We start from the raw sequence: 21,297 nt of genomic DNA, 5'->3' as shown, positions 1-21,297 counted from the left end.
AAGCTCAGTTGTAAGTGATTCAGAAATACATTTTAAGCCTAATAGAATTTTCCATATTTCCATAAACCTTCTTGTGGTTTAATTGACATGACTGGTATTTGTTTGTCATTAGCCATTAGGCTGTAATTTTCCGATTTGAAAAAGAAATTATTAAATCTAGACTCTTTCTTAGTGGCATTTAAAATCAAATCAGCATGCTTGTTTTCAGCAAAATTTAGCATGTTAACTTTAAAATTTAGACAAGATAACTTCTCTTCCTCAAACTGAATATTGAAACGTTTTAGGTAGTTACGAGAAAAGTTTAAGTTCGAACTAGCCAATTGATTTCTTGTGGAGTAATTGCAATCTGGGTAAACTAGATAGATTTTGGGATTGCAAGTTTTTGCCAATTCTTGTACCCAAACTAGATTTGTTTTGCTTTGTCTACTGTGATCAATTGGACAAATAAGAGTGAGTTGATCCGTTTTTTGTTTTGCTTGTTGCACCACAACGGAAGGAATAATAGAACCTGTAATGGCATTCTTGACATAGTGACCAATAAAACGTTGCAAGCCTTTAAAACCTAGAAGACCGCCAAATATCATCAGAGAATTTAATTCTTGAGCGGCCTCTTTTAAGCCGTCTGACATATTGCTAATCTTCACGATTGTTTTTACTTTTTTGCTCTGGTGCTCCCATATCTCCTGAACGGATTTATTAAGAGCAGCTTGTGTATCCTCAACCAACGATTTATCTTTTACAGTGTGCAAAAGATAAACATCAAAACCAGTTAGTTCAGAATAAAACAGAGCATGGCTTAAGGCATATTCAGCATACTGGCTAAAGTCCCAAGCAACTAGAATTGTTTTTTCATTTTTTGTCATGTTTTCGTCAGTTGTAAGTAAAGTGATTAATCTAATCTACAAGGACTTTATTTGGATGTGAATCGACTTGAAAAGGAAACAATAAAATCAGTAAATATATCTTGATTCGTTATTTTTGTCTTGGCTAGTTTAGTTGAACTAGCTTCCATTAAGACTTCTGTAATTGCTAGATAATCAGTGGGCAAAGTTAAATTAATTTATTTCTTGCTAAAACATTAAGCGTGCGGTAGTTAAGTGTAAAATACTTCTTATTTATAAATATATGGATGAGCATAAGGAAAAGGAAGGTAAATACATCATATTTAGTTATTTCACTAAATTATGATTTGATGAATGTTCGATAATATTACAGTAAGCGAAATAAGTATGAGAATATGTTTTGCAATCGCCTATAGATCAGAGTTGAAGGTCAGTTGTTGAGTTTTTTAGTCAAACGAATCAGTTCTTTTGTAATAATATTTGTTGTAAAAAATGTGCTTATGTGGGTATTGATATTTTTGATGGTAATCACGAGAATATAATCGAAGAAAAGATTAAATTTGTCGGAATGCGATCTAAATGCCAGATTTTATATTCAGATCTAGTAAAGGCTTGTTAGCCTATTTGTTTCGCTTGTAGAAAGAATTTTCAATAATACGTATCGATGACCAAATTCACACACTTACACGTTCACTCTCAATATTCCATCCTCGATGGCGCTTCAAAGATTAAGCGAATGATAGATAAGGTTAAGGAAGATGGCATGCCTGCTATTGCCCTGACTGATCATGGAAATATGTTTGGTATAAAAGAGTTTCATGCAGCGGCTACCTCTAGTGGTATCAAACCTATTTTGGGTATTGAAGCTTATGTGGCTCGTCGTACGCGTTTCGAGAAGAAAGACAGACAGGATAGATCGGGATATCATCTGATTATTTTGGCAAAAAATAAGGTAGGGTATCACAATTTAATGCGCTTGGCATCTTTAGGTTTTATTGATGGTTTCTATTATAAGCCTCGTATCGATAGAGAACTACTTGAAAAACATCACGAGGGATTGATCATTTCAACAGCTTGTTTGGGGGGTGAAGTTCCTCAGCACATTATGAATGAGCGCTGGGCTGATTTGGATGAAACGATTAATTGGTATAAGAATCTCTTTGGAGAGGATTATTATCTGGAGCTCATGCGTCACAAAACGAATGATCCTGTTAAGAATGCAGATATATACGACAATCAGGAGCTATGCAATAAAAAGATAATTGAGCTATCGAAAAGGCACAATGTCAAGATGATAGCGACAAACGATTCACATTTTTTGAACGAAGAAGATGCCGATGCGCATGATTTGCTTATTTGTTTGAATACCGGTAAGGATTTGGATGATCCAACTCGAATGCGCTACACCAAGCAGGAATTCTTGAAGACAACGGCTCAAATGAGTGAACTGTTTGCTGATGTGCCAGAAGCCATTGCAAATACACAGGAAATCGCAGATAAGGTCGAGAACTATGAGCTGAATATTCCGCCATTAATGCCTGATTTTCCACTGCCTGATGGTTTTGATGATGCCGATGTGTTTCTACGTCACTTGGCTTTCGAAGGTGCTTATGAGCGTTGGGGTAAAGATCTGCCAAAAGATATTATTGAGCGTCTGGATTTTGAGCTTGATACGATTAAGAAAATGGGATTCCCGGGTTATTTCTTAATTACTTGGGACTTTATTAAGGCAGCTCGAGATATGGACGTGATTGTAGGACCTGGTCGTGGATCAGCAGCAGGATCGGCCGTAGCCTATTGCATTAAAATTACCAATATTGACCCAATTAAATACGATTTACTGTTCGAGCGTTTCCTTAACCCGGATCGTATTTCCATGCCCGATGTCGATATCGACTTTGATGACGATGGACGTCAGCAAGTATTGGATTGGGTAACTGAAAAATATGGACACGAAAAAGTGGCACAAATTGTAACATTTGGAACCATGGCAGCCAAATCATCCATCAAGGATGTGGCCCGTGTTCTGAAATTACCCTTGTCCGAGGCCAATCGTTTGGCTAAACTGATTCCTGATGGACCCAAGGTAAGTTTGGCAAAAGCCTTTAAAGAAGAGCCCGAACTTGAGCGAGAACGAACATCGGACGATCAACTTGTAGCACAAACATTAGGATTCGCAGAACATCTTGAAGGTTCTGTTCGTCAGACTGGAGTACATGCTTGTGGTGTTCTTATTGGTCGTGATGATCTGACCGAACATATTCCTATCATGAAAGTGAAGGGAGTAAACCTACTTGTCACACAGTATGATGGTCGATTTGTAGAGGATGTCGGTATGCTTAAGATGGACTTCTTAGGACTAAAAACCTTGTCAATCATCAAGGATACTTTAGCCAATGTTAAACTTTCTAAAGACATTGACATAGATATTGAGGCCATTCCAATGGATGATGAGAAAACTTTCGAGTTATTCTCTCATGGTGAAACAACGGGTATCTTCCAGTTTGAATCTCCAGGAATGAAAAAGCACTTAAAGGGATTGAAACCTAACCGTTTTGAAGACCTTGTTGCTATGAATGCTCTTTATCGTCCAGGGCCGATGCAATACATACCCAACTTTGTGAATCGTAAGCATGGGGTAGAGGAGATTGTCTATGATCATCCTATCATGGAGAAATTCCTAAAAGATACGTATGGGATTACGGTTTATCAGGAGCAGGTGATGCTCCAATCTAGAGCACTAGGGGGATTTACACGTGGTATGTCTGACTCCTTGCGTAAGGCAATGGGTAAAAAGAAGATTGCTGAAATGGATAAGCTCAAAGTTCAATTTATCGATGGTTGTTTGGCCAACGAGGAATTTATAGAAGGCTTTGAAAAGGAAGTTAAGGGGAAAGGAAAAACCTTCAAAATGAAGGTTGCTGATGATAAAGAAATCGTACGTAAAATTGAAAAAGCTGAGGACCTTATCGATAAAATTTGGTTAGACTGGGAAGCTTTTGCACAATATGCTTTTAATAAGTCTCACTCGGTATGTTATGCATATATAGCTTATCAAACAGGTTATTTAAAGGCACATCATCCAGCAGAATTTATGGCGGCAGTTCTAAGTCGTAATCTTTCTGATATTGAAAAGGTAACCATTTTTATGGATGAGTGTAAGCGTATGCGTTTACCTGTTCTTGGTCCAGATGTCAATGAATCTTACCTTCGTTTTACGGTGAATAAAGATGGGGCTGTGCGTTTTGGAATGGCTGCTGTAAAAGGAGTCGGCGAGGCTGCAGTAGAAGATATTATTAATGAAAGAAAAAACGGAGACTTTAAGGATATTTTTGACTTTGTAGAGCGAGTCTGCTTGAGAACTGTTAATAAGCGAACGCTTGAAAATTTAGCCATGTCGGGTGGTTTTGATAGTTTTGAACTGAATCGAAGCCAGTATTTTTCATGTGATGAATTCGAAACGCCTTTTATTGAGCTTTTATCCAAGTATGGTAATAAGTTACAAGCCGAAAAAGCTATGGCGCAGCAAACGCTCTTTGGTGGGGTAGAAGATTATGTCGTAACACCTCCTAAGGTACCTACTTTAGGAGAATGGAATAAACTTGAACGTTTGAATAAGGAAAAATCCCTAATTGGAATTTACCTTTCAGCACATCCACTTGATGATTATCGATTGGAGATTGATTCGTTTTGTAATGCCTCCTTGTCTCAACTTTCTGCAGATATGCTTCAGTTTAAGGATAAGGAGATTAATATTGCTGGTATGGTTACGGCCGTTCGAAGAGGTATAACTCGAACAGGTAATCCTTTTGCAATTGTTAACATCGAAGATTTTACAGACTCTTATGAATTGCCTTTCTTTGGTAAAGATTTTGTTGAGTTTAACAATTATTTTGTTGAAGGACTTTCTGTTTTCATTAATGGACGCGTTCAGCAACGTTCCTGGCCTAAAGATTCTGTTGAATTAGAATATAAGATAAAATCTATTGGGCTACTTTCTGAAGTTCTGGAAGAAAAAGTGAAGCGAATTACAATCACAATACCAGTTATGAAATTAACTCAGGAGATTGTAACTGAGATGGAGAATTGTTTGACACATGAAGATAATAAAGGCAATTTGTTAGTTAATTTTGTGATTGTTGATGAGGGGAAAATGAGACTAAAAATGTTCTCAAGAACCTGTAAAGTAAAACTTTCTACTGATTTGATAGAATATTTCAAAAATAATTCTGAAATTGAATTCAAAATTAACTAAATTGCGTCATTAAAATTAACATTCTTAGATAGCTAGATATAAGTGTTTCTAAATAAAATATCCAGCTGCATATAAACCAAAAAATAAAAAAAACCATGACTATTAAAGTAGATGATACTAATTTCGAGGAGATAGTTTTGAAGTCTGATAAGCCTGTATTGGTTGACTTTTGGGCTGAATGGTGTGGACCATGTAGAATGGTAGGACCAATCGTAGATGAATTAGCTCAGGATTTCGAAGGCAAATTTGTAGTAACTAAAGTTGATGTAGACTCAAGTCCTGCAACTGCTGCTAAATTTGGTATTCGTAACATTCCTACCATTATTTTCCTTAAAAATGGTGAGGTTGTTGATAAGCAAGTTGGTGCTGTTCCAAAAACAGCTATAGCTGAAAAAATGAATGCTTTACTATAGTCGATAGTAAAACATGTTATCATATTTAGGGCATAGAATTCTATTCTATGCCTTTTTTTTGTCAAATTTGTAAAAGTCTTTCTGACAAGAATCGTTCAGATTATCACAATTATGCAATCAAAATTATGAAGCAATTATCAGACTTAATAGAATTTGAAGCTTTCGATAATTTGGAACTAATGGCCAAGCAAATTGTAGAAGGTTTTCTTCTTGGATTGCATCGTAGCCCTTACCATGGTTTTTCTGTTGAATTTGCTGAGCATCGCTTGTATAATAAGGGCGAATCGACCAAGCATGTCGATTGGAAACTATATGCCAGAAGCGATAAACTTTTTGTTAAGCAATTCGAAGAAGAAACAAACCTAAGAGCCCATCTAGTGCTCGATACCTCTTCGTCTATGCTTTTCCCTTACAAAGACAAAAAAGTCTCTAAAATGGCTTTTTCTGTGCTTTGTTCGGCCGCTTTGATCCATCTCTTACGTAATCAACGCGATGCTGTTGGCTTATCTACTTTTTCGGATAAAATAGAACTCCTGACACCTGCAAAATTATCCTTAACGCATGCTCATAGATTATATGCTGAATTATTAAAAATTTACAATAAAGAAGATCTTAATTTAAATAGGAATACGAAATTTTCTGATAATCTGCATCATCTAGCGGAGGCCTTGCATAAACGTTCTTTAATTGTCATTTTTTCTGATTTAATGGGAGATGATAGTCCCCAGGAAATATTGGAAGCCTTGCAGCATTTACGTTACAACAAGCATGAAGTTGTTTTATTTGCTGTGACGGATCATGATCTGGAAAACCAATTCAATTTTGCCAATCGTCCTTCAAAGTTTATTGATATGGAAACAGGTGAAACTTTAAAGTTGAATCCGTCTGAGGTTCGAGAAGCTTTTAGCCAAAAGCAAACTGCATTTTACGGTGAGATGAAACTTCTTTGTTCTCAATTTGCGATCGACTTTGTTGAGGCTGACATACGTAAACCTTTTAAAGACGTTTTGCAAGCCTACTTAATTAAACGTAAAAAGCTGGGTTGATTCCTTTGTAAATTATTGTATTTGAAACTAATGATGGCTCTAAAGGGCCAAATTTCTTATGAATAAGCCTATTTCCATTATTGATAAGTTATTATTCCATCACTAAATTTTATTATTCATTAGCTTTATTTATTTTTATAGAATAACCGACTTTATAAAATGAAACGACTACTCTTTATATTCTCTATTTTTTTATTATTTGCTTGTGAATCAAAACCCACGAGGGAGACTGTCATTATCAATGAAGATGGAGAAGTATTGGAAGGTTGGGTGAAAAAGTACAATAGTAAGAACAAATTGAGATCTGAAACTTTTTATAAAAATGGTATTAGAGAAGGAGCCGCTCGGGTGTTTTATGATTCAGGAGAATTAAGTGATGAAGTTTTTTATGTTGGAGATGAATTACATGGTATGGCAAAAAAATACCATAAGAATGGTCAAGTCTATTCTTTAACGCCTTATGTGAATGATAAAAAGGATGGTATTCAAAAGAAATTTTTCCCGAATGGTAAAATTTGGGCTGAAACACCTTACAAAAGAGGTAAAGCTGGTATTGGCTTAAAAGAATACAAGCGTAATGGTAGTTTACGAAAAACCTTTCCATCAATTGAATGTCAGCAATTTGTTCGTTCTGATCGAGTCAACTTCAAAATGTTTTTAAATAATTATTCAAGGAATGTGGAGTTTTATATTACCCCTTTGGTTCAAAATAAATACATCCCTATTGGGGCAGATGTGATATCCGCTGAAAAAGGATCGGGAAAGATTGATTTTTTCTACTCTAAAGGTCAAGTCCTTGATACAGTCGTTAATGTTGTTGCAAAGTATAGAACCTCTTGCCGTAATATCTATGTTGTGCAAAAAGAGATTCGTATTAAGAACAATTAATATCTAGATATAATAGATACCCCTGAATTAGCCTCCCTACATTTTTTATAACAAAAATTCGTTTATTTTTGGAATTCCTTTTTCAACCGATAAGGCTTTAGCTTAAGATTATTTAAAGCCAGAGAATTACTAATACTAGATAAGATCCACATGCAGATTAAAGCCAGTGACATCCTTTTTGTTATCAATCCAAATTCAGGTTCACAAAAGCCTGATGCCATTATTAAACAGATAAAGAATAGTGGATATAAAATCGACTATATTTTAACACAAAGCCTTGAAGAATTTAATGGACTATGGGCTGAAAAAGTTGACGATTACAAAGTCATTGTAATTTGTGGAGGTGATGGTAGTGTGAATTGTACCTTGAAGCATTTGCTGGCGAAAAAAGATATTATATTAGCCGTTTTGCCTAATGGATCTGGAAATGGTTTTGCTCGTGAGCTTGGTTTCACAAATGATGTTGAGAATCTTATTTCAAAGATGTTAAGGGGTGAAATCCGGAAGGTAGATATAACAGAGATTAACGATGATTACTCCATAAATGTGGCTGGTTTAGGCTTTGATAGCTATGTCGCTTCCTTATTCGATGGGAGTAAGTTTCGTGGACTTAAAAAGTACATTTTCTGCACTATAAAAGGCTTGTTCTCCTACAAACCAATTTCAGTTGAATTGTACCTTGGGCAAGTTAAAGTGACCGGGAATTTCTGGGGAGTTTATTTGGCTAATACACGACAGTTTGGTAACAATGCTATTATTGCTCCTGAGGCTAAATACGATGATGGTTTGCTCGAAGTGGTATTGATGAAGAAATACCCATTAATTTTAGCACCCATTGTTGTCTATAAGATGTTTACGGGTAAGTTTAAGAACTCCAAATACATGACTTATTTGAGAGCTAGTGATATGGTCATTAAATCAAATTCAAAAACTTATCATGTTGATGGTGAGCCTAGGCTGATGACTGAAGATTTAAATATCTCCTTAAAAAAGCAACAAATCAAGCTAATTAAGATGGATTAGTTTTTACCATTATTATAGAACAAGCCCTTAACTTGAATGAGTTAAGGGCTTGTTTATTTTGTAGCTTATCCTTTGGCTTATTCTCGAATGACTTGAACTCCCCAATCGGCCCCAATTTTAATAATGCTAGATGCTTGAGCTTTTGTCATTTCATCTTGACGATATTCAACCACATAATCAACGGCATCGATAATATCCTGATTGATTTCAGCAAAATTCTGAGCAGGAGCATCACCACTAATATTTGCAGAAGTTGAAACGATAGGTTTACGAAAACGCTGAATCAACTGTTGCGAGAAGGCTTCCTCTGTGATTCGAATTCCAATACTTCCATCAGAATTAATCAGATTCGGAGCTAGATTTTTAGCATTAGAATAAATGATAGTCATGGGTTTATCCGTAACATCAATTAGATCTAAAGCGATATCAGGAACTTCATCAACATATGAGTTTAAGCGATTTGGATTTTCCATAAGCACCAACATGGACTTGGAATCCTCACGTTCCTTAATCTCATACACACGTTTAACAGCTTCTACATTCGTGGCATCACAACCAATACCCCAAATTGTATCTGTAGGATAAAGGATGATTCCACCATTTTTAAGAACTTCTAAAGCTTTTTTTATATCGTTATGCATAATATAGTTTTAAGTACTTATAGTGCCTAAAGTCTAATAAGGAATTAACCTTAAGTACTCTAAACTCTAAATACTTTAAGTATTTCTTGTTATTTAAACGGCAACGTCGTACTCACGTAGAGCGTCGTTTAATGAAGTTTTAAGATCGGTTGATGCTTTACGCTTACCAATGATCAATGCACAAGGAACTTGATACTCACCAGCAGGGAATTTCTTAGTTCTTGTACCTGGAATCACAACTGAACGAGCTGGAACAAAACCATCATACTCTACAGGCTCTTCACCCGTTACATCAATAATTTTGGTTGATTTGGTTAAAACCACATTGGCTCCAAGCACCACTTCTTTTTCAAGATGAACACCTTCAACTACGATACAACGTGATCCGATGAAACAGTTGTCTTCAATAATAACCGGAGCAGCCTGAATTGGTTCTAAAACACCACCAATACCAACACCACCACTTAAGTGAACATGTTTCCCAATCTGAGCACATGATCCAACAGTAGCCCAAGTGTCAACCATTGTCCCCTCACCAACATAGGCTCCAATATTAACATAGGAAGGCATCATCACAACATCACGAGCAATGAAAGCTCCGTAACGTGCAACAGCATGAGGAACGACACGAATGCCAAGTTCTGCATAATTGGTTTTAAGAGCCATTTTATCGTGAAACTCGAAAGGACCAACTTCAATAGTTTCCATTTTACGAATAGGGAAATAAAGAATAACAGCTTTCTTCACCCACTCGTTAACTTGCCATCCGTTTTCAATCGGCTCAGCAGTTCTAAGGACACCTTTGTCAAGAAGTTCGATAACTTCGTTAATATTTCTTTGGACATCAGCACTTTTAAGAAGACTTCTATCTTCCCAAGCAGCTTCAATACTTTGCTTTAAATTTTCGTACATGTTTACTTGTTTTATTTCTTCGGCTCGGTGATGACATTATAGTGTAATACTTGGTTTTGTAGAACATTACAGCCTAAGAACTTGTCTGAAATTTTGATTAATTGCGACAAAGCTAAGAAAGAGTTTTGATTTATTTGATTAATTCAAAGTTTGAGTACCCTCATTTTTATATAAAGCACACTTTTGTAGATTCAGATTATCTCAGTTGCTTCGTTTAAAATTTTCAATAAAATCGTGAATATGTTTATCAAATTGAACTTTCGCTTGATTTTGAAATTTGATTTCCAGGGGAATATAGGACATATTATCTTTCAATATTCGTGATTCTATCTTCATATCAAGAAATCGAATGGCATCCTTTTCGGTTGTGATAATAAGCTTGTTATCAGACTTCATGTTGATGAATGAAGTCTCGATTCGTTCAATGTCTTTGTCCTTGAAAGTATAATGATCAGGGAATTGAATTTCTTTGAACTCATCACAAAATGTCTTTAGGTAATTTCTTAAAGGGGCAGGGTTTGCAATACCAGTTACCAATAAAAGCCCTCTGGAATCTTTCTCTGTATCATTCAAGCTAGTTATTTCATTAGTTGTATTAAATACGGGCTCAGCAGGAGCATAATCAAGGCTCGTGAAGTACAATTCTTGATGAGGTAGAGGATTGACACCTTTTTTTAGTTTTTCAGCCTCAGTATCGCTTAAATCAACTGGGCATTTACTCAGAATGATGATGTCTGCTCTTTTCTTACCTGCAGCTGTTTCTCTTAAACGTCCCATTGGCATCACAAAGTCGTGAGTAATAGGGCGATTGTAATCAATTAAAAGAATTGATAGACCTGGTTTTATATACCTGTGCTGATAAGCATCATCAAGTAGGATACAATCTAGATTTAAGCCTTTGTTTGGCTTAAGCAATTCTTGAACACCATTGACTCTATCTGCATCAACTGCCACATTGAGTTTAGTGAATTTTCGATTCATTTGCATGGGTTCATCACCTAAAATGTATGAATTCGAGTGTTCATCAGCCAAAACAAAACCTTCTGATTGACGTTTATAACCTCGGCTTAAGCTGGCTAGCTGGTATTTATCTTGTAAAAGCTTAATTAAGTATTCAGTATGGGGTGTTTTCCCTGTGCCACCTACCGAAATATTCCCCACCGATATAATGGGTAAATCGAATGAAGTTGACTTTAAATAGCCCCAGTCGAACATTAAATTTCGAAGCGATAGAATACTTGCGTAGATAAGTGTAAAAGGGAAAAGCAAGAATTTAAAATAAGACAGAGCTTTGTGCATAGATTAATTTATCAGAATTAATTTGCTCTAAAATTAATTATTTCTCGCGAAAAATGATCTTGACTGTCATAAAGTAGCAAAGCGATGAAGAAACTTCACCGCTTTGTAACCACTAACCGTTATTAACTTCCGAACAAGAAAGGAGTTAATAAATACTAACCCAATGAATTAGATTTAGATCTAATTCTTTAGAAAAGTTAAATAATATTTTTGAATAAACAAAATATAATCATCTGTAAATTGGGCTTTTATGTGTTTGTGGAATCCTTATTCTTATATAAACCCTTTAAAAATAAGAGTTCCGAGTATTTATATTTTTTTGTAAAAAAACAGATATTTTATTATTTGTCTAATGAATATTAAGAGTCACTTGATGAATGACTTAAGTTTTTTTGCTTTGGAGTAATTAAATTATTTTTTCATCATAATCCTCAATATTAATAAATGTTAATAAAAGTCTGAAGCTTAAATCATATTTCCTATCTTTGGCTTACAGCTCTCTATATAGCTGTGGAATTAGGTGTTTGGGGCTATCTCTATAAGTTAATTATGTCAAGTTTCCAATTGTTTAAACACCCGTATTCTAATTTTAGAAATCTATAAATTCAAATCTCGAAATATGAAGGTATTTAAGAAGAAAGGAATCCTGATACTATTAGCTGCTCTATTGTTTAGTAGTGCTGTCTTTTATGGATTCAACAGGGACGAAAAAAATTTCGAAATCAGTAAGAATTTAAATATTTATCACACCCTCTTTAGAGAGCTTAATATGTTCTATGTTGATGAGATTGATTCTGGTGATCTAATTAAAAAAAGTATGGATGCAATGCTCTCATCACTTGATCCATATACAACTTATATTCCTGAATCGGAGATGGAAGATTTTAAGTTGATGACAACAGGGGAATATGCAGGTATTGGTTCATTAATAAGTAAGCATGGCGATGATATTATTGTTGCTGAGCCTTATAAAGATCTTCCTGCAGATAAAGCGGGCTTAAAAGCTGGTGATGTATTTGTTGAGATTAATGGCATAAAAATAAATAAGAAGAAGACCAGTGATGTGAGTAACCTACTTAAAGGTCAGGCGAATAAGCCTCTTATCATCACAGTGCGTCGCCCGGGAGTAAAAAAGTTGATTGAAAAAGAGGTCATTCGAGCTGAAATCCAGTTGAAATCTGTTCCCTACTATGGTATGTTGAAGGATTCTATAGGTTATATTAATTTGAATCAGTTTACCAATAAGGCATCAGGTGAAGTGAGTAATGCTTTGCGTGAGCTTAAGGAGCAAAAAGCCAAGTCAATTATTCTGGATTTAAGAGGAAATCCAGGAGGCTTATTAGACCAATCGGTAAAAATTGTGAATCTATTTGTCGAAAAGGGTGAAAATATTGTAAGCACTAAAGGTAAGGTTAGTCAGTGGGATAAGACATATAAAGCTGAAACAGTACCGATGGATACAGAAATTCCAATTGCAATTTTAGTAAGTAGAGGCTCTGCTTCAGCATCAGAAATTGTTTCTGGTGCCATTCAGGATTTGGATAGAGGTGTCATTGTTGGTCAGCGTACTTTTGGAAAGGGTTTAGTGCAGACAACACGTAATTTAAGCTATAATTCTAAGTTGAAAGTAACAACAGCTAAATACTATATTCCAAGTGGAAGATGTATTCAAGCTTTGGATTACAGTCATCGAAATGAAGATGGAAGTGTTGGGAAAGTGCCTGATACTCTGACGAGTGAATTTAAAACTAAGAATGGTCGTAAAGTTCGTGATGGTGGGGGTATACTACCTGATGTAAAAGTTAAAATGGATTTATTTAGCAGTTTATCTGTAGGCTTAATCCGCAAGTTCAAAATCTTCGATTACGCCACACTTTATGCCAATAAGCATGCTGAAATTGCAGATGCCAATTCATTTGAATTATCTGACAAAGATTACGAGGACTTTAAACAATTTTTGAACTCTGAAAAGTTTGAATATAAATCGGAAACGACAGAAATTTTGAAAGCTCTAAAAAAGGCTGCCAAAGAGGAGAAATATTATAAGATTGCTAAAGAGGAGTTTGATGGAATCTCGTCGAAATTAATGCCAAATCTGGATCGTGACCTTAAAATGTTCGAAAAGGAAATTAAGTCGCTATTAGCTCATGAAATTGTAAAACGTTACCATTATCAAATAGGAGGTATTTTGTACGCCCTTAAAGATGATAAGGTCCTGAAAGAAGCAATGACGATACTTAAGGATCAAAAGAAATACAATGAGATCTTAAAGAAATAAGTTAGAAGTGTGAGAATTGGATATAAAAAAAGACCTGCTATTAGCAGGTCTTTTTCTATATATGATAGTTTTGTTTTTCTTATAGTTTTGAACCAAAAGCTAAATCGCCTGCATCACCACATCCAGGAATGATATATGATTTAGAATTCAATTCTGGATCAATAGCTCCCATCCATAGAGTGATATTTTCTCCAGCAAGCTTTTCCTTTACAAGCTCAACACCTTCTTTACTAGCAATAATAGAAACAATGTGAACATGTTTAGGTGTTCCTTTTGTAAGCATAGCCTTATATGCTAATTCCATAGATGAACCAGTAGCAAGCATTGGATCAGCTAAAATCACAACTTTTCCATCTATAGAAGGAGATGCAATGTATTCGAACTTAATTTCGAACTCACCAGCTTCGTTAAAATTTCTATAAGCAGAGATAAAAGCATTTTCAGAACGATCAAAGTAGTTTAATAAACCATTGTGTAATGGTAATCCAGCTCTAAGAATAGAAGCAACTACAATCTCATCTTCAGGAAGATTCATTTTTGCAGTTCCAAGTGGAGTTTGAACGTCTTTTTCAGAGTAATTAAAAGTTTTGCTGATTTCATAAGCAAAGATTTCACCTACTCTTTCTAGGTTTCTTCTGAATCGTAAAGGATCGTTTTGAACATTTACGTCGCGAATTTCAGCTATAAATTGGTTGAATAGGGAATTGTTGTTCCCAATAGTATGCACCATGATGTCGTATTTAAAAATTAGCTGAGCGCAAATGTAGGAATATCTATAGAAATATTCTCTATGTTTTTCAGCTCTTTTTTATAAGTATTTGATATTTTGAGCCTACGAAGGTCTTCTGATCTTAGATCCGATTAACAAGTTTATGTATCTAACTTAGTTTAGATTTTAAACTATTAACTAAATTTAAGTGTTTGGTAAATAGTAAGGTTGCGTTGATTTAATTTTATTGAGAAGATTATTTTATAATTTTCATAAAAATGGATCTAATGAGATAAAAAAAGAGATGTTATTTCTAGCATCTCTAAGTTTAATACAAGTCGATTGTGTTTTCTTATTCTATTATTTTATCGGCTAATTCTTTAAGATCTAAGCCCGAAAAATTACCCGAACTCATGAGAAGGAGATTCGTTTTTTCGAAGTTTAAGTGAATTAAATCATTTAATAGGTTTTGAGAATCAGTATAGACTTTTAAGTTGTTGCCACCGAATGCTTCTTCAACTTGTTGAATAGTAATAGCTTTTAGTTTTTTGTGTTCTACGGTTTTAGGATTGAAATAGACCATCGCAATATCAGCTAAAGCCATACTGTCTTTGTATTCTGGAAGGAATTCTTCTTTCAAACTACTAAATGTGTGAAGTTCCATGCAAGCAACAAGCTTTCGGTCAGTAAATTGATTTTTAACTGCCTTCGTAGTCGCTTGAAGTTTAGATGGCGAGTGAGCAAAATCTTGATAAACGATGGTTTGATCATTTTGAGCCAGGGTTTGCAGGCGTTTAGCAGCGCCACCGAAATTTTTGATTGAGGAATAAAATTGCTCATCACTTAGACCTAACTCTTTGCAAATTAGATGTGCACCTTGCAAATTTTGTAAGTTGTGCTCACCAAAAATTGACAACTCAATTTCTCCGTCTTTCGTTATTAACGAACTGATACCATTTTTCACCGTATGGGGATGCGATTTGTATGGCAAATATGTGATACTATCTCTTTTTGACGTGATCATCTTTTCAATATGCTTGTCCTCTACAAAATAGATGAGACTACCTTGAGGTTTGATAAAGTCAATGAATTTTTCAAACTGACTAAGGTAATTTTCGAAAGTGGGAAACACATTGATATGATCCCAGGCAATCCCAGTCAATAGAGCAATATGTGGGTGGTAAAGGTGGAATTTTGGACGAGGATCGATAGGAGAGGCAAGGTATTCGTCACCTTCAAAAACAGCGATCTTAGCATCTTTACTAAGTTTCACCATCGTGTCAAAACCCTCTATTTGGGCTCCAACCATATAATCAAAGTCGATTTCGTGAGACTTCAAAACATGCATCACCATCGATGTGGTTGTTGTTTTCCCGTGAGATCCACCAATAACAACTCGTGTTTTATCTTTAGTCTGTTCGTAAATATATTCAGGGTATGAATAAATTTTCAAACCCAATTCTTTAGCTTTTATAAGTTCTGGGTTATCAATTCGGGCATGCATTCCTAAAATGATAGCATCAATGTCAGATGTGATTTTATCGGGAAACCAGCCCCAACTCTCAGGGAGTAAATTATACTGTTCCAATCTGCTTTTTGAAGGATCAAATATTTCATCATCCGATCCTGAAACTTGAAATCCTTTTTTGTGTAAGGCAAGTGCTAAATTGTGCATAGCAGCTCCTCCTATGGCTATAAAATGTACTCTCATCTATATTATTTTTGCTACAATTGATCATGGGAGGATCAATTTATTAGTGAATTTGTTAATTGGTGTTTTATGTGTTTTTATTCAAGTAGATAGCTTGTTCCACTTTAATTATAACTTTCAATATTAAGTGTATGATTCTAAGTTTATATGTTTTAAAAATTAAGCCTTAAGCATTGAAAACATACGAAAGCTAAATATAATCAAATCTGCTGTGATTGGCAGTATTCTTTTTTCTTTATTACTTTAGACTCTAATAAAAAGATGAGTGATTTTAAAAGTTAACCTTTGGGGAAATAATTAGGCTGTCTAAACCCTCTAAATATAATAGCGATTAATATGCAAATTTATTCGATAGAAACAGGCGTTTTGAAATGCGATGGAGGTGCCATGTTTGGTGTTGTTCCAAAATTTATGTGGAGTAAAAAATATCCAGTTGATGATAACAATCTTTGCGATTGTGCGTTGAGGAGTATGTTAATCGTTGATGGTGATCGTTGTATTCTAGTTGATAATGGAGTTGGAGATAAGCTTTCTGAATCTGAAGCTAGTCATCACAACTATAAAGCTGATATCAAGTTAAAAAAATCATTGAAGAATCTAGGCTTTGATTTTGAGGATATTACTGATGTCATTTTTACGCATCTGCATTTCGATCACTGTGGAGGAGCGACTCGTTATAAGGAGGGAACAAAAGAATTGGAGCTTGTATTTCCTAATGCTACACATTGGGTAAGTAAGGCTCAATGGGAAAATTATTTGAACCCCAATATTCGCGAAGGAGATAGTTACTTCCCAGAAAATATGATGCCCATTTTTGAAGCGGGTAAACTGAATTTGGTTGAGGAAGAAGGTCAATTATTTCCTAATGTTGAAGTTCGAATGTTTAATGGGCATACTGATGGCTTGATGGCCGTTTTGGTTCATGATGAGGATAAAACAATTGCTTTTACTGCCGATTTTATACCCACAATGGCGAATGTAAATGTGAAGTGGGTGGCTGCTTATGACTTATTCCCAACCATTGTGCTTTCAGAAAAACAGGCTTTTTTGAAAGAAGCTGTGGAGAAGAATTATATTCTCTTTTTCCAGCACGATATTCAAAATGAATGTTGTTCTCTTATACAAACAGAAAGAGGTGTTAAGCCCGATAAAAGTTTTAGCCTAAGGAGCTTGTTTTAATAAGTTGACTTATTGAACTTCTGAGGTGAATCCTATCACACTGTTTCATGATTTTCATTTCTTTTATTCCCTATATTTGTGATGACTAATTCTGATAGACATTATTAAACTATGAAGAGTAACTATTTCCCTGATTTTAATTCAATTAATGATACGCTTGTTAATACTTCTCAATCGCTAGGAGATTCTTCGAAGCTGGTTACTCAACAAGATCTTTCAGCTTTAAATAAGAAGTTGTCTAAAGATTCTTTAGCTAAAAGTATAGATTCAATTTCAACAGATTCAAGCCTGATTCTTACCGATTCAATTATAAGTTCTGATACCATAAAGCAGACTATAGAACACATAGAACCTAAATACGGCGGGAAAGATATATCCAGATTTCAGAATATCGGGTTTGGAAATGATTGGCTTGTAGGTGTTATTCTGTTTTCCTTGTTTTTACTTGCTTCAGTTAAGTTTTTGTTTGGTAAGTATTTGTCGAAGCTTGTTGAGTCGATTTTTAATTCTCATACAGCGAATAATCTTTTTTTGGAGAAGAATATTAACATGGTTAAGGGGTCGGCAATTATCAACCTTTTGTTTATTGTTAACATTTCTTTATTTGCAGTAAGTATCATAAATCATAATTCAATTTTATCCGTTCAAGCATATGGATTTAAAGAATTTATCCTGATTTTCATAGCCGTACTCTTTCTTTATATTGGAAAAGTAGTTGTAATTAGGAGCTTAGGCTATGTTTTTAAGAGCAAAAATGAGAGTAAGGAGTATGTTTTCACGACGTTTTTGTACAATAAGAATCTAGGATTGTTTCTTTTTCCAGTGATTATTGCCTTGCCATTTGTGCAAGCTCATGCTGTGAGATGGCTTATGTATATTGGGGTCTTCATGATATTCTTCTTCTTCTTTTTAAGAATTTTAAGAGGTTTGAAAATATTAATACGCAAACATGTTTCTATATTTTATATGATTTTGTATCTTTGCGCACTGGAAATATTCCCTTTACTAATGATTTATAAATTAATAGTAGGGTAGGAATAATAGAGTGGAAAATAATGTTTTAATTAAAGAATATCGCCTTGAAAATCAAAACAATATTAGTTTCGCAACCGAAGCCCCAAACAGAAAAGTCGCCTTATTTCGATCTGGCAGAAAAGTACAACTTAAAAATTGATTTTCGCCCTTTCATTCAAATTGAAGGAATATGTGCTAAAGAATTCAGACAAGAAAGAATCAATATTCTTGACCATACTGCTGTGATTTTTACCAGCAGAACAGCTATTGATCACTTCTTTAGAATTGCCGAAGAAATGCGAGTTACGATTCCGGATGATATGAAATATTTCTGTATTTCAGAATCAACGGCCTTTTATCTTCAGAAATATATCGTCTACCGTAAAAGAAAAATTTTCTTTGGTATTAGAGTTTTCGAAGATCTTATCGATACAATCGTTAAGCACAAAAAAGAAAAATTCTTATTACCCCTTTCTGATATTCACAAGCAATCAATTCCTGCTTTGTTGAATAAAAATAAGATTAAATATTCCAAAGCTATCCTTTACAAGACTGTAAGCAGTGACTTGTCTGATTTAGTTGATGTAAATTACGATATCCTTGCTTTTTATAGTCCTTCAGGAATCAAATCTTTATTACAAAACTTCCCTGAATTTAATCAGGATGGAACTGTAATTGCTGCATTTGGACCTGCAACTTCAAAAGCTGTAACGGATGCAAAACTTAGTCTTGATATTCAAGCGCCGATGCCACAGGCTCCATCAATGACTATGGCCTTGGATCAGTACATTAAAGTGTACAACAAAGAGAATAAAGACAAGTAAAAATATTGCAAGTTGATCTTTGTATTGCTAAAGATCTCTTCAGAAATAAATTGGGGAAAGCTACTTTCCCCTTTTTTATTATCCCTAGGGCATCTTTAATAATTAGGTGTTTTAGTAATTTTAAGCCTCAAGCATTAATCATCCATGACCGATTCTTTACGATATAGCTTTACAAAAGACGAACGCCTTTGTCATAAAAAGCGCATAAGTAGCTTGTTTGCCGAAGGTAGAGGCTTTACCTGCTATCCTTTTCGAATTGTATGGAAATGTGCTGCTCTTGATGTTGATTTTCCAGCTCAGGTAGCTATCACTGTCACCAAAAGAAGTTTCAAGCAAGCCGTTAAGAGAAATCTTTTGAAAAGAAGAATTCGTGAAATATATCGCTTGAATAAACACCTGCTTTATAACGATTTGAATGAGAGAGAGGCGCAAATATCGTTTATGATTGTATATTTGCCTAAAACCATTCTGAAAACAGCCGAGATGGATACGAAACTCGTAAAAGCTCTTAGGCGAATTGGATCCGAATATGACAGGTATAATAAGAATATTAAAAAAGGGGATTCTCTTCATCATGATACTACCGATTAGGTTCTATCAGATGTTTATTTCTCCAATGACGCCTTCGGCTTGCCGATACACACCTTCTTGCTCAACTTATGCCATGCAGGCATTAAAGACTCATGGGCCTTTAAAGGGTAGCTACCTTGCCATAAAACGAATTCTATCCTGTAACCCTTGGGGTGGACATGGACATGACCCAGTGCCTTAAAATAGATTTTTTTCAATTTCTCTTTTCGATAAAAAAATAAGGACCTTGATATTTCTGTTGGCCTGGCAAACTCACATTTTTCATCAATAGCAATTCTTTGGGCAAAACCCTGTGGGTCGGGCTATCCGCACTCACTCTTTGTCAAAAAAAAAGACAAAGGAGTTCAAACAAAAGCTCCTATCCCTTTTGCAAAAAAAACATCACTATGTAAGATGTGAGAAACTCATAATTCCTAATTCATAACTTAATAATTAAAAAATACCAGCATTTATAAAAGGGCGCATTGCCCTATTCGTATTGACCGTTAACAATTGAATTTTGCTAACTTTGAGCTTCGATTATAAAAACTACGAACCTATGATAACAAATGACCAGCTAAAAGATTTAGCGGAGCGCACGATAGCGTTGAGGAGGTATCTTTGACATTGATGCCAAATTAATCCAGATACAAGAAGAAGATTTACGCACACAAGTACCCGGTTTTTGGGATAATCCCAAAGAGGCCGAAGTGCAAATGAAAAAAGTGAAAGGCTTAAAAACCTGGGTAGAATCATACGAGGAAGTTAAGGCTTCGATAGATGATTTGCAGGTGCTTTACGAATTTGCTAAAGAAGATGAAGCTTCTCCTGAAGAAGTGGATGAACAATACGCAAGTACCTTAAAACTACTTGATGCTTTGGAGCTTAAAAATATGCTTCGTAAGGAAGAAGATCATTTTGGAGCCATCTTGAAAATTAACTCAGGTGCCGGTGGTACCGAGAGTCTAGACTGGGCAGGCATGCTTTATCGCATGTATTTGCGCTATGGTGAAGCCAATGGTTATAAGGTTCGTCAGTTGGAATACCAGGAAGGCGATGAGGCTGGAATAAAGTCTGCAACTCTTGAATTTGAAGGCGATTTTGCTTTTGGTTTCTTAAAATCGGAGAGTGGCGTGCACCGTTTGGTGCGTCTATCACCTTTTAATGCGGCTAATAAACGTATGACAACCTTTGCATCAGTTTATGTATGTCCTGCTATCGATGATACCATCGATATTAAAATTAACCCTGCTGATATTACTTGGGATACGTTTCGATCAGGTGGTGCAGGTGGACAGAATGTAAATAAAGTGGAAACTGGCGTTCGAGTACGACACGCACCCACTGGTATCATTATAGAGAACACCGAAACCCGTTCGCAACTCGGAAATAGAGAGAATGCTTTACGCTTGCTTAAATCGCAGCTTTACGAGCTTGAATTGCGTAAGCAACAGGAAGCTTTGGATAAGATTGAAGGCTCTAAGAAAAAGATAGAGTGGGGATCACAAATTCGTTCTTATGTGATGCAACCCTACAAAATGGTGAAAGATGTCCGCACAGGCCACGAAACATCCAACGTACAAGCCGTTTTAGATGGTGATTTGGATGGTTTTATCAAATCCTATTTAATGGAATTTGGTGGTGAGAATAAAGAGGACTAACAATTCCAATTGATATAGATATTAGAAGAGCA

The 21,297-nt window shown here is 35.3% G+C and carries 18 protein-coding genes; 12 read left to right on the top strand and 6 right to left on the bottom strand.

Annotated features, from left to right (window positions below):
* Positions 1–38 precede the first annotated feature (38 nt).
* On the bottom strand, positions 39–863 hold the full coding sequence (locus tag ACXR6G_RS05105) for a universal stress protein (protein ID WP_458360323.1): 825 nt from the start codon (positions 861–863) through the stop codon (positions 39–41).
* A gap of 643 nt (positions 864–1,506) precedes the next feature.
* On the opposite strand from ACXR6G_RS05105, the gene ACXR6G_RS05100 reads away from it, so the two are divergent.
* The 5 genes from ACXR6G_RS05100 (at position 1,507) to ACXR6G_RS05080 (ending at position 8,467) form a co-directional block, all read left to right on the top strand.
* A complete protein-coding gene (locus tag ACXR6G_RS05100) occupies positions 1,507–5,097 on the top strand; it encodes a DNA polymerase III subunit alpha (RefSeq protein ID WP_458360322.1) in 3,591 nt (1,196 codons plus the stop codon).
* 95 nt (positions 5,098–5,192) lie between these two features.
* A complete protein-coding gene (trxA, locus tag ACXR6G_RS05095) occupies positions 5,193–5,510 on the top strand; it encodes a thioredoxin (protein ID WP_458360321.1) in 318 nt (105 codons plus the stop codon).
* 125 nt (positions 5,511–5,635) lie between these two features.
* A complete protein-coding gene (locus ACXR6G_RS05090) occupies positions 5,636–6,556 on the top strand; it encodes a DUF58 domain-containing protein (RefSeq protein ID WP_458360320.1) in 921 nt (306 codons plus the stop codon).
* A 159-nt stretch (positions 6,557–6,715) separates the two neighbouring features.
* Positions 6,716–7,444 carry a toxin-antitoxin system YwqK family antitoxin gene (locus ACXR6G_RS05085; RefSeq protein WP_458360319.1) on the top strand — a complete coding sequence of 243 codons (729 nt, stop codon included), beginning with the start codon at positions 6,716–6,718 and terminating at the stop codon, positions 7,442–7,444.
* Between the two features lie 150 nt (positions 7,445–7,594).
* The gene (locus ACXR6G_RS05080) at positions 7,595–8,467 is read left to right on the top strand and encodes a diacylglycerol/lipid kinase family protein (protein ID WP_458360318.1); all 873 of its coding nucleotides are present in this window, start codon (positions 7,595–7,597) and stop codon (positions 8,465–8,467) included.
* Positions 8,468–8,544: 77 nt separating this feature from the next.
* On the opposite strand, the gene ACXR6G_RS05075 is transcribed toward ACXR6G_RS05080, so the two are convergent.
* The 3 genes from ACXR6G_RS05075 to lpxK all read right to left on the bottom strand — a co-directional run bounded on the left by ACXR6G_RS05075 (position 8,545) and on the right by lpxK (position 11,319).
* On the bottom strand, positions 8,545–9,108 hold the full coding sequence (locus tag ACXR6G_RS05075) for an L-threonylcarbamoyladenylate synthase (RefSeq protein ID WP_458360317.1): 564 nt from the start codon (positions 9,106–9,108) through the stop codon (positions 8,545–8,547).
* A 93-nt stretch (positions 9,109–9,201) separates the two neighbouring features.
* Positions 9,202–10,020: a 2,3,4,5-tetrahydropyridine-2,6-dicarboxylate N-succinyltransferase gene (locus ACXR6G_RS05070; RefSeq protein ID WP_458360316.1), complete on the bottom strand. Its 819-nt coding sequence runs from the start codon at positions 10,018–10,020 to the stop codon at positions 9,202–9,204.
* Positions 10,021–10,221: 201 nt separating this feature from the next.
* Entirely contained in the window at positions 10,222–11,319 is a 1,098-nt protein-coding gene (gene lpxK, locus ACXR6G_RS05065) for a tetraacyldisaccharide 4'-kinase (protein ID WP_458360315.1), read from the bottom strand.
* 619 nt (positions 11,320–11,938) lie between these two features.
* Between lpxK and ACXR6G_RS05060 the strand changes: the two genes are divergently transcribed.
* Positions 11,939–13,597, top strand: a complete 1,659-nt coding sequence (locus ACXR6G_RS05060) for a S41 family peptidase (RefSeq protein WP_458360314.1) — start codon at positions 11,939–11,941, stop codon at positions 13,595–13,597.
* 79 nt (positions 13,598–13,676) lie between these two features.
* On the opposite strand, the gene upp is transcribed toward ACXR6G_RS05060, so the two are convergent.
* Positions 13,677–14,327, bottom strand: coding sequence for a uracil phosphoribosyltransferase (gene upp, locus ACXR6G_RS05055; protein WP_458360313.1), 651 nt, complete (start codon positions 14,325–14,327; stop codon positions 13,677–13,679).
* Between the two features lie 331 nt (positions 14,328–14,658).
* Positions 14,659–16,017 carry a UDP-N-acetylmuramate--L-alanine ligase gene (locus ACXR6G_RS05050; protein ID WP_458360312.1) on the bottom strand — a complete coding sequence of 453 codons (1,359 nt, stop codon included), beginning with the start codon at positions 16,015–16,017 and terminating at the stop codon, positions 14,659–14,661.
* 336 nt (positions 16,018–16,353) lie between these two features.
* On the opposite strand from ACXR6G_RS05050, the gene ACXR6G_RS05045 reads away from it, so the two are divergent.
* From ACXR6G_RS05045 to prfB, 6 genes are all read left to right on the top strand, one after another.
* The gene (locus tag ACXR6G_RS05045; RefSeq protein WP_458360311.1) at positions 16,354–17,196 is read left to right on the top strand and encodes an MBL fold metallo-hydrolase; all 843 of its coding nucleotides are present in this window, start codon (positions 16,354–16,356) and stop codon (positions 17,194–17,196) included.
* Between the two features lie 111 nt (positions 17,197–17,307).
* Positions 17,308–18,231, top strand: coding sequence for a DUF4271 domain-containing protein (locus ACXR6G_RS05040; RefSeq protein WP_458360310.1), 924 nt, complete (start codon positions 17,308–17,310; stop codon positions 18,229–18,231).
* Between the two features lie 44 nt (positions 18,232–18,275).
* Positions 18,276–19,034 carry a uroporphyrinogen-III synthase gene (locus ACXR6G_RS05035; RefSeq protein WP_458360309.1) on the top strand — a complete coding sequence of 253 codons (759 nt, stop codon included), beginning with the start codon at positions 18,276–18,278 and terminating at the stop codon, positions 19,032–19,034.
* Between the two features lie 144 nt (positions 19,035–19,178).
* The gene (locus tag ACXR6G_RS05030) at positions 19,179–19,625 is read left to right on the top strand and encodes a ribonuclease P protein component (RefSeq protein ID WP_458360308.1); all 447 of its coding nucleotides are present in this window, start codon (positions 19,179–19,181) and stop codon (positions 19,623–19,625) included.
* A gap of 10 nt (positions 19,626–19,635) precedes the next feature.
* Positions 19,636–19,806 carry a membrane protein insertion efficiency factor YidD gene (yidD, locus tag ACXR6G_RS05025; protein WP_458360307.1) on the top strand — a complete coding sequence of 57 codons (171 nt, stop codon included), beginning with the start codon at positions 19,636–19,638 and terminating at the stop codon, positions 19,804–19,806.
* A gap of 357 nt (positions 19,807–20,163) precedes the next feature.
* Positions 20,164–21,265, top strand: a protein-coding gene (gene prfB, locus ACXR6G_RS05020; protein ID WP_458360306.1) for a peptide chain release factor 2 whose coding sequence is annotated in 2 segments (ribosomal slippage) — positions 20,164–20,226 and positions 20,228–21,265 — 1,101 coding nt in all. Because the reading frame shifts where the segments join, the coding sequence is not laid out codon by codon here.
* Positions 21,266–21,297: the final 32 nt, after the last annotated feature.

The organism is Ancylomarina sp. YFZ004, from assembly GCF_054254355.1.
The sequence above is the reverse complement of the archived record's forward strand: the minus strand, read 5'-3'. Positions and strand labels throughout refer to the sequence as shown.

Coding starts and splice junctions, on each gene's coding strand:
- ACXR6G_RS05105 (WP_458360323.1), bottom strand. CDS start 863: ATGACAAAAAATGAAAAAACAATTCTAGTTGCTTGGGACTTTAGCCAG.
- ACXR6G_RS05100 (WP_458360322.1), top strand. CDS start 1,507: ATGACCAAATTCACACACTTACACGTTCACTCTCAATATTCCATCCTC.
- trxA (WP_458360321.1), top strand. CDS start 5,193: ATGACTATTAAAGTAGATGATACTAATTTCGAGGAGATAGTTTTGAAG.
- ACXR6G_RS05090 (WP_458360320.1), top strand. CDS start 5,636: ATGAAGCAATTATCAGACTTAATAGAATTTGAAGCTTTCGATAATTTG.
- ACXR6G_RS05085 (WP_458360319.1), top strand. CDS start 6,716: ATGAAACGACTACTCTTTATATTCTCTATTTTTTTATTATTTGCTTGT.
- ACXR6G_RS05080 (WP_458360318.1), top strand. CDS start 7,595: ATGCAGATTAAAGCCAGTGACATCCTTTTTGTTATCAATCCAAATTCA.
- ACXR6G_RS05075 (WP_458360317.1), bottom strand. CDS start 9,108: ATGCATAACGATATAAAAAAAGCTTTAGAAGTTCTTAAAAATGGTGGA.
- ACXR6G_RS05070 (WP_458360316.1), bottom strand. CDS start 10,020: ATGTACGAAAATTTAAAGCAAAGTATTGAAGCTGCTTGGGAAGATAGA.
- lpxK (WP_458360315.1), bottom strand. CDS start 11,319: ATGCACAAAGCTCTGTCTTATTTTAAATTCTTGCTTTTCCCTTTTACA.
- ACXR6G_RS05060 (WP_458360314.1), top strand. CDS start 11,939: ATGAAGGTATTTAAGAAGAAAGGAATCCTGATACTATTAGCTGCTCTA.
- upp (WP_458360313.1), bottom strand. CDS start 14,327: ATGGTGCATACTATTGGGAACAACAATTCCCTATTCAACCAATTTATA.
- ACXR6G_RS05050 (WP_458360312.1), bottom strand. CDS start 16,017: ATGAGAGTACATTTTATAGCCATAGGAGGAGCTGCTATGCACAATTTA.
- ACXR6G_RS05045 (WP_458360311.1), top strand. CDS start 16,354: ATGCAAATTTATTCGATAGAAACAGGCGTTTTGAAATGCGATGGAGGT.
- ACXR6G_RS05040 (WP_458360310.1), top strand. CDS start 17,308: ATGAAGAGTAACTATTTCCCTGATTTTAATTCAATTAATGATACGCTT.
- ACXR6G_RS05030 (WP_458360308.1), top strand. CDS start 19,179: ATGACCGATTCTTTACGATATAGCTTTACAAAAGACGAACGCCTTTGT.
- yidD (WP_458360307.1), top strand. CDS start 19,636: ATGTTTATTTCTCCAATGACGCCTTCGGCTTGCCGATACACACCTTCT.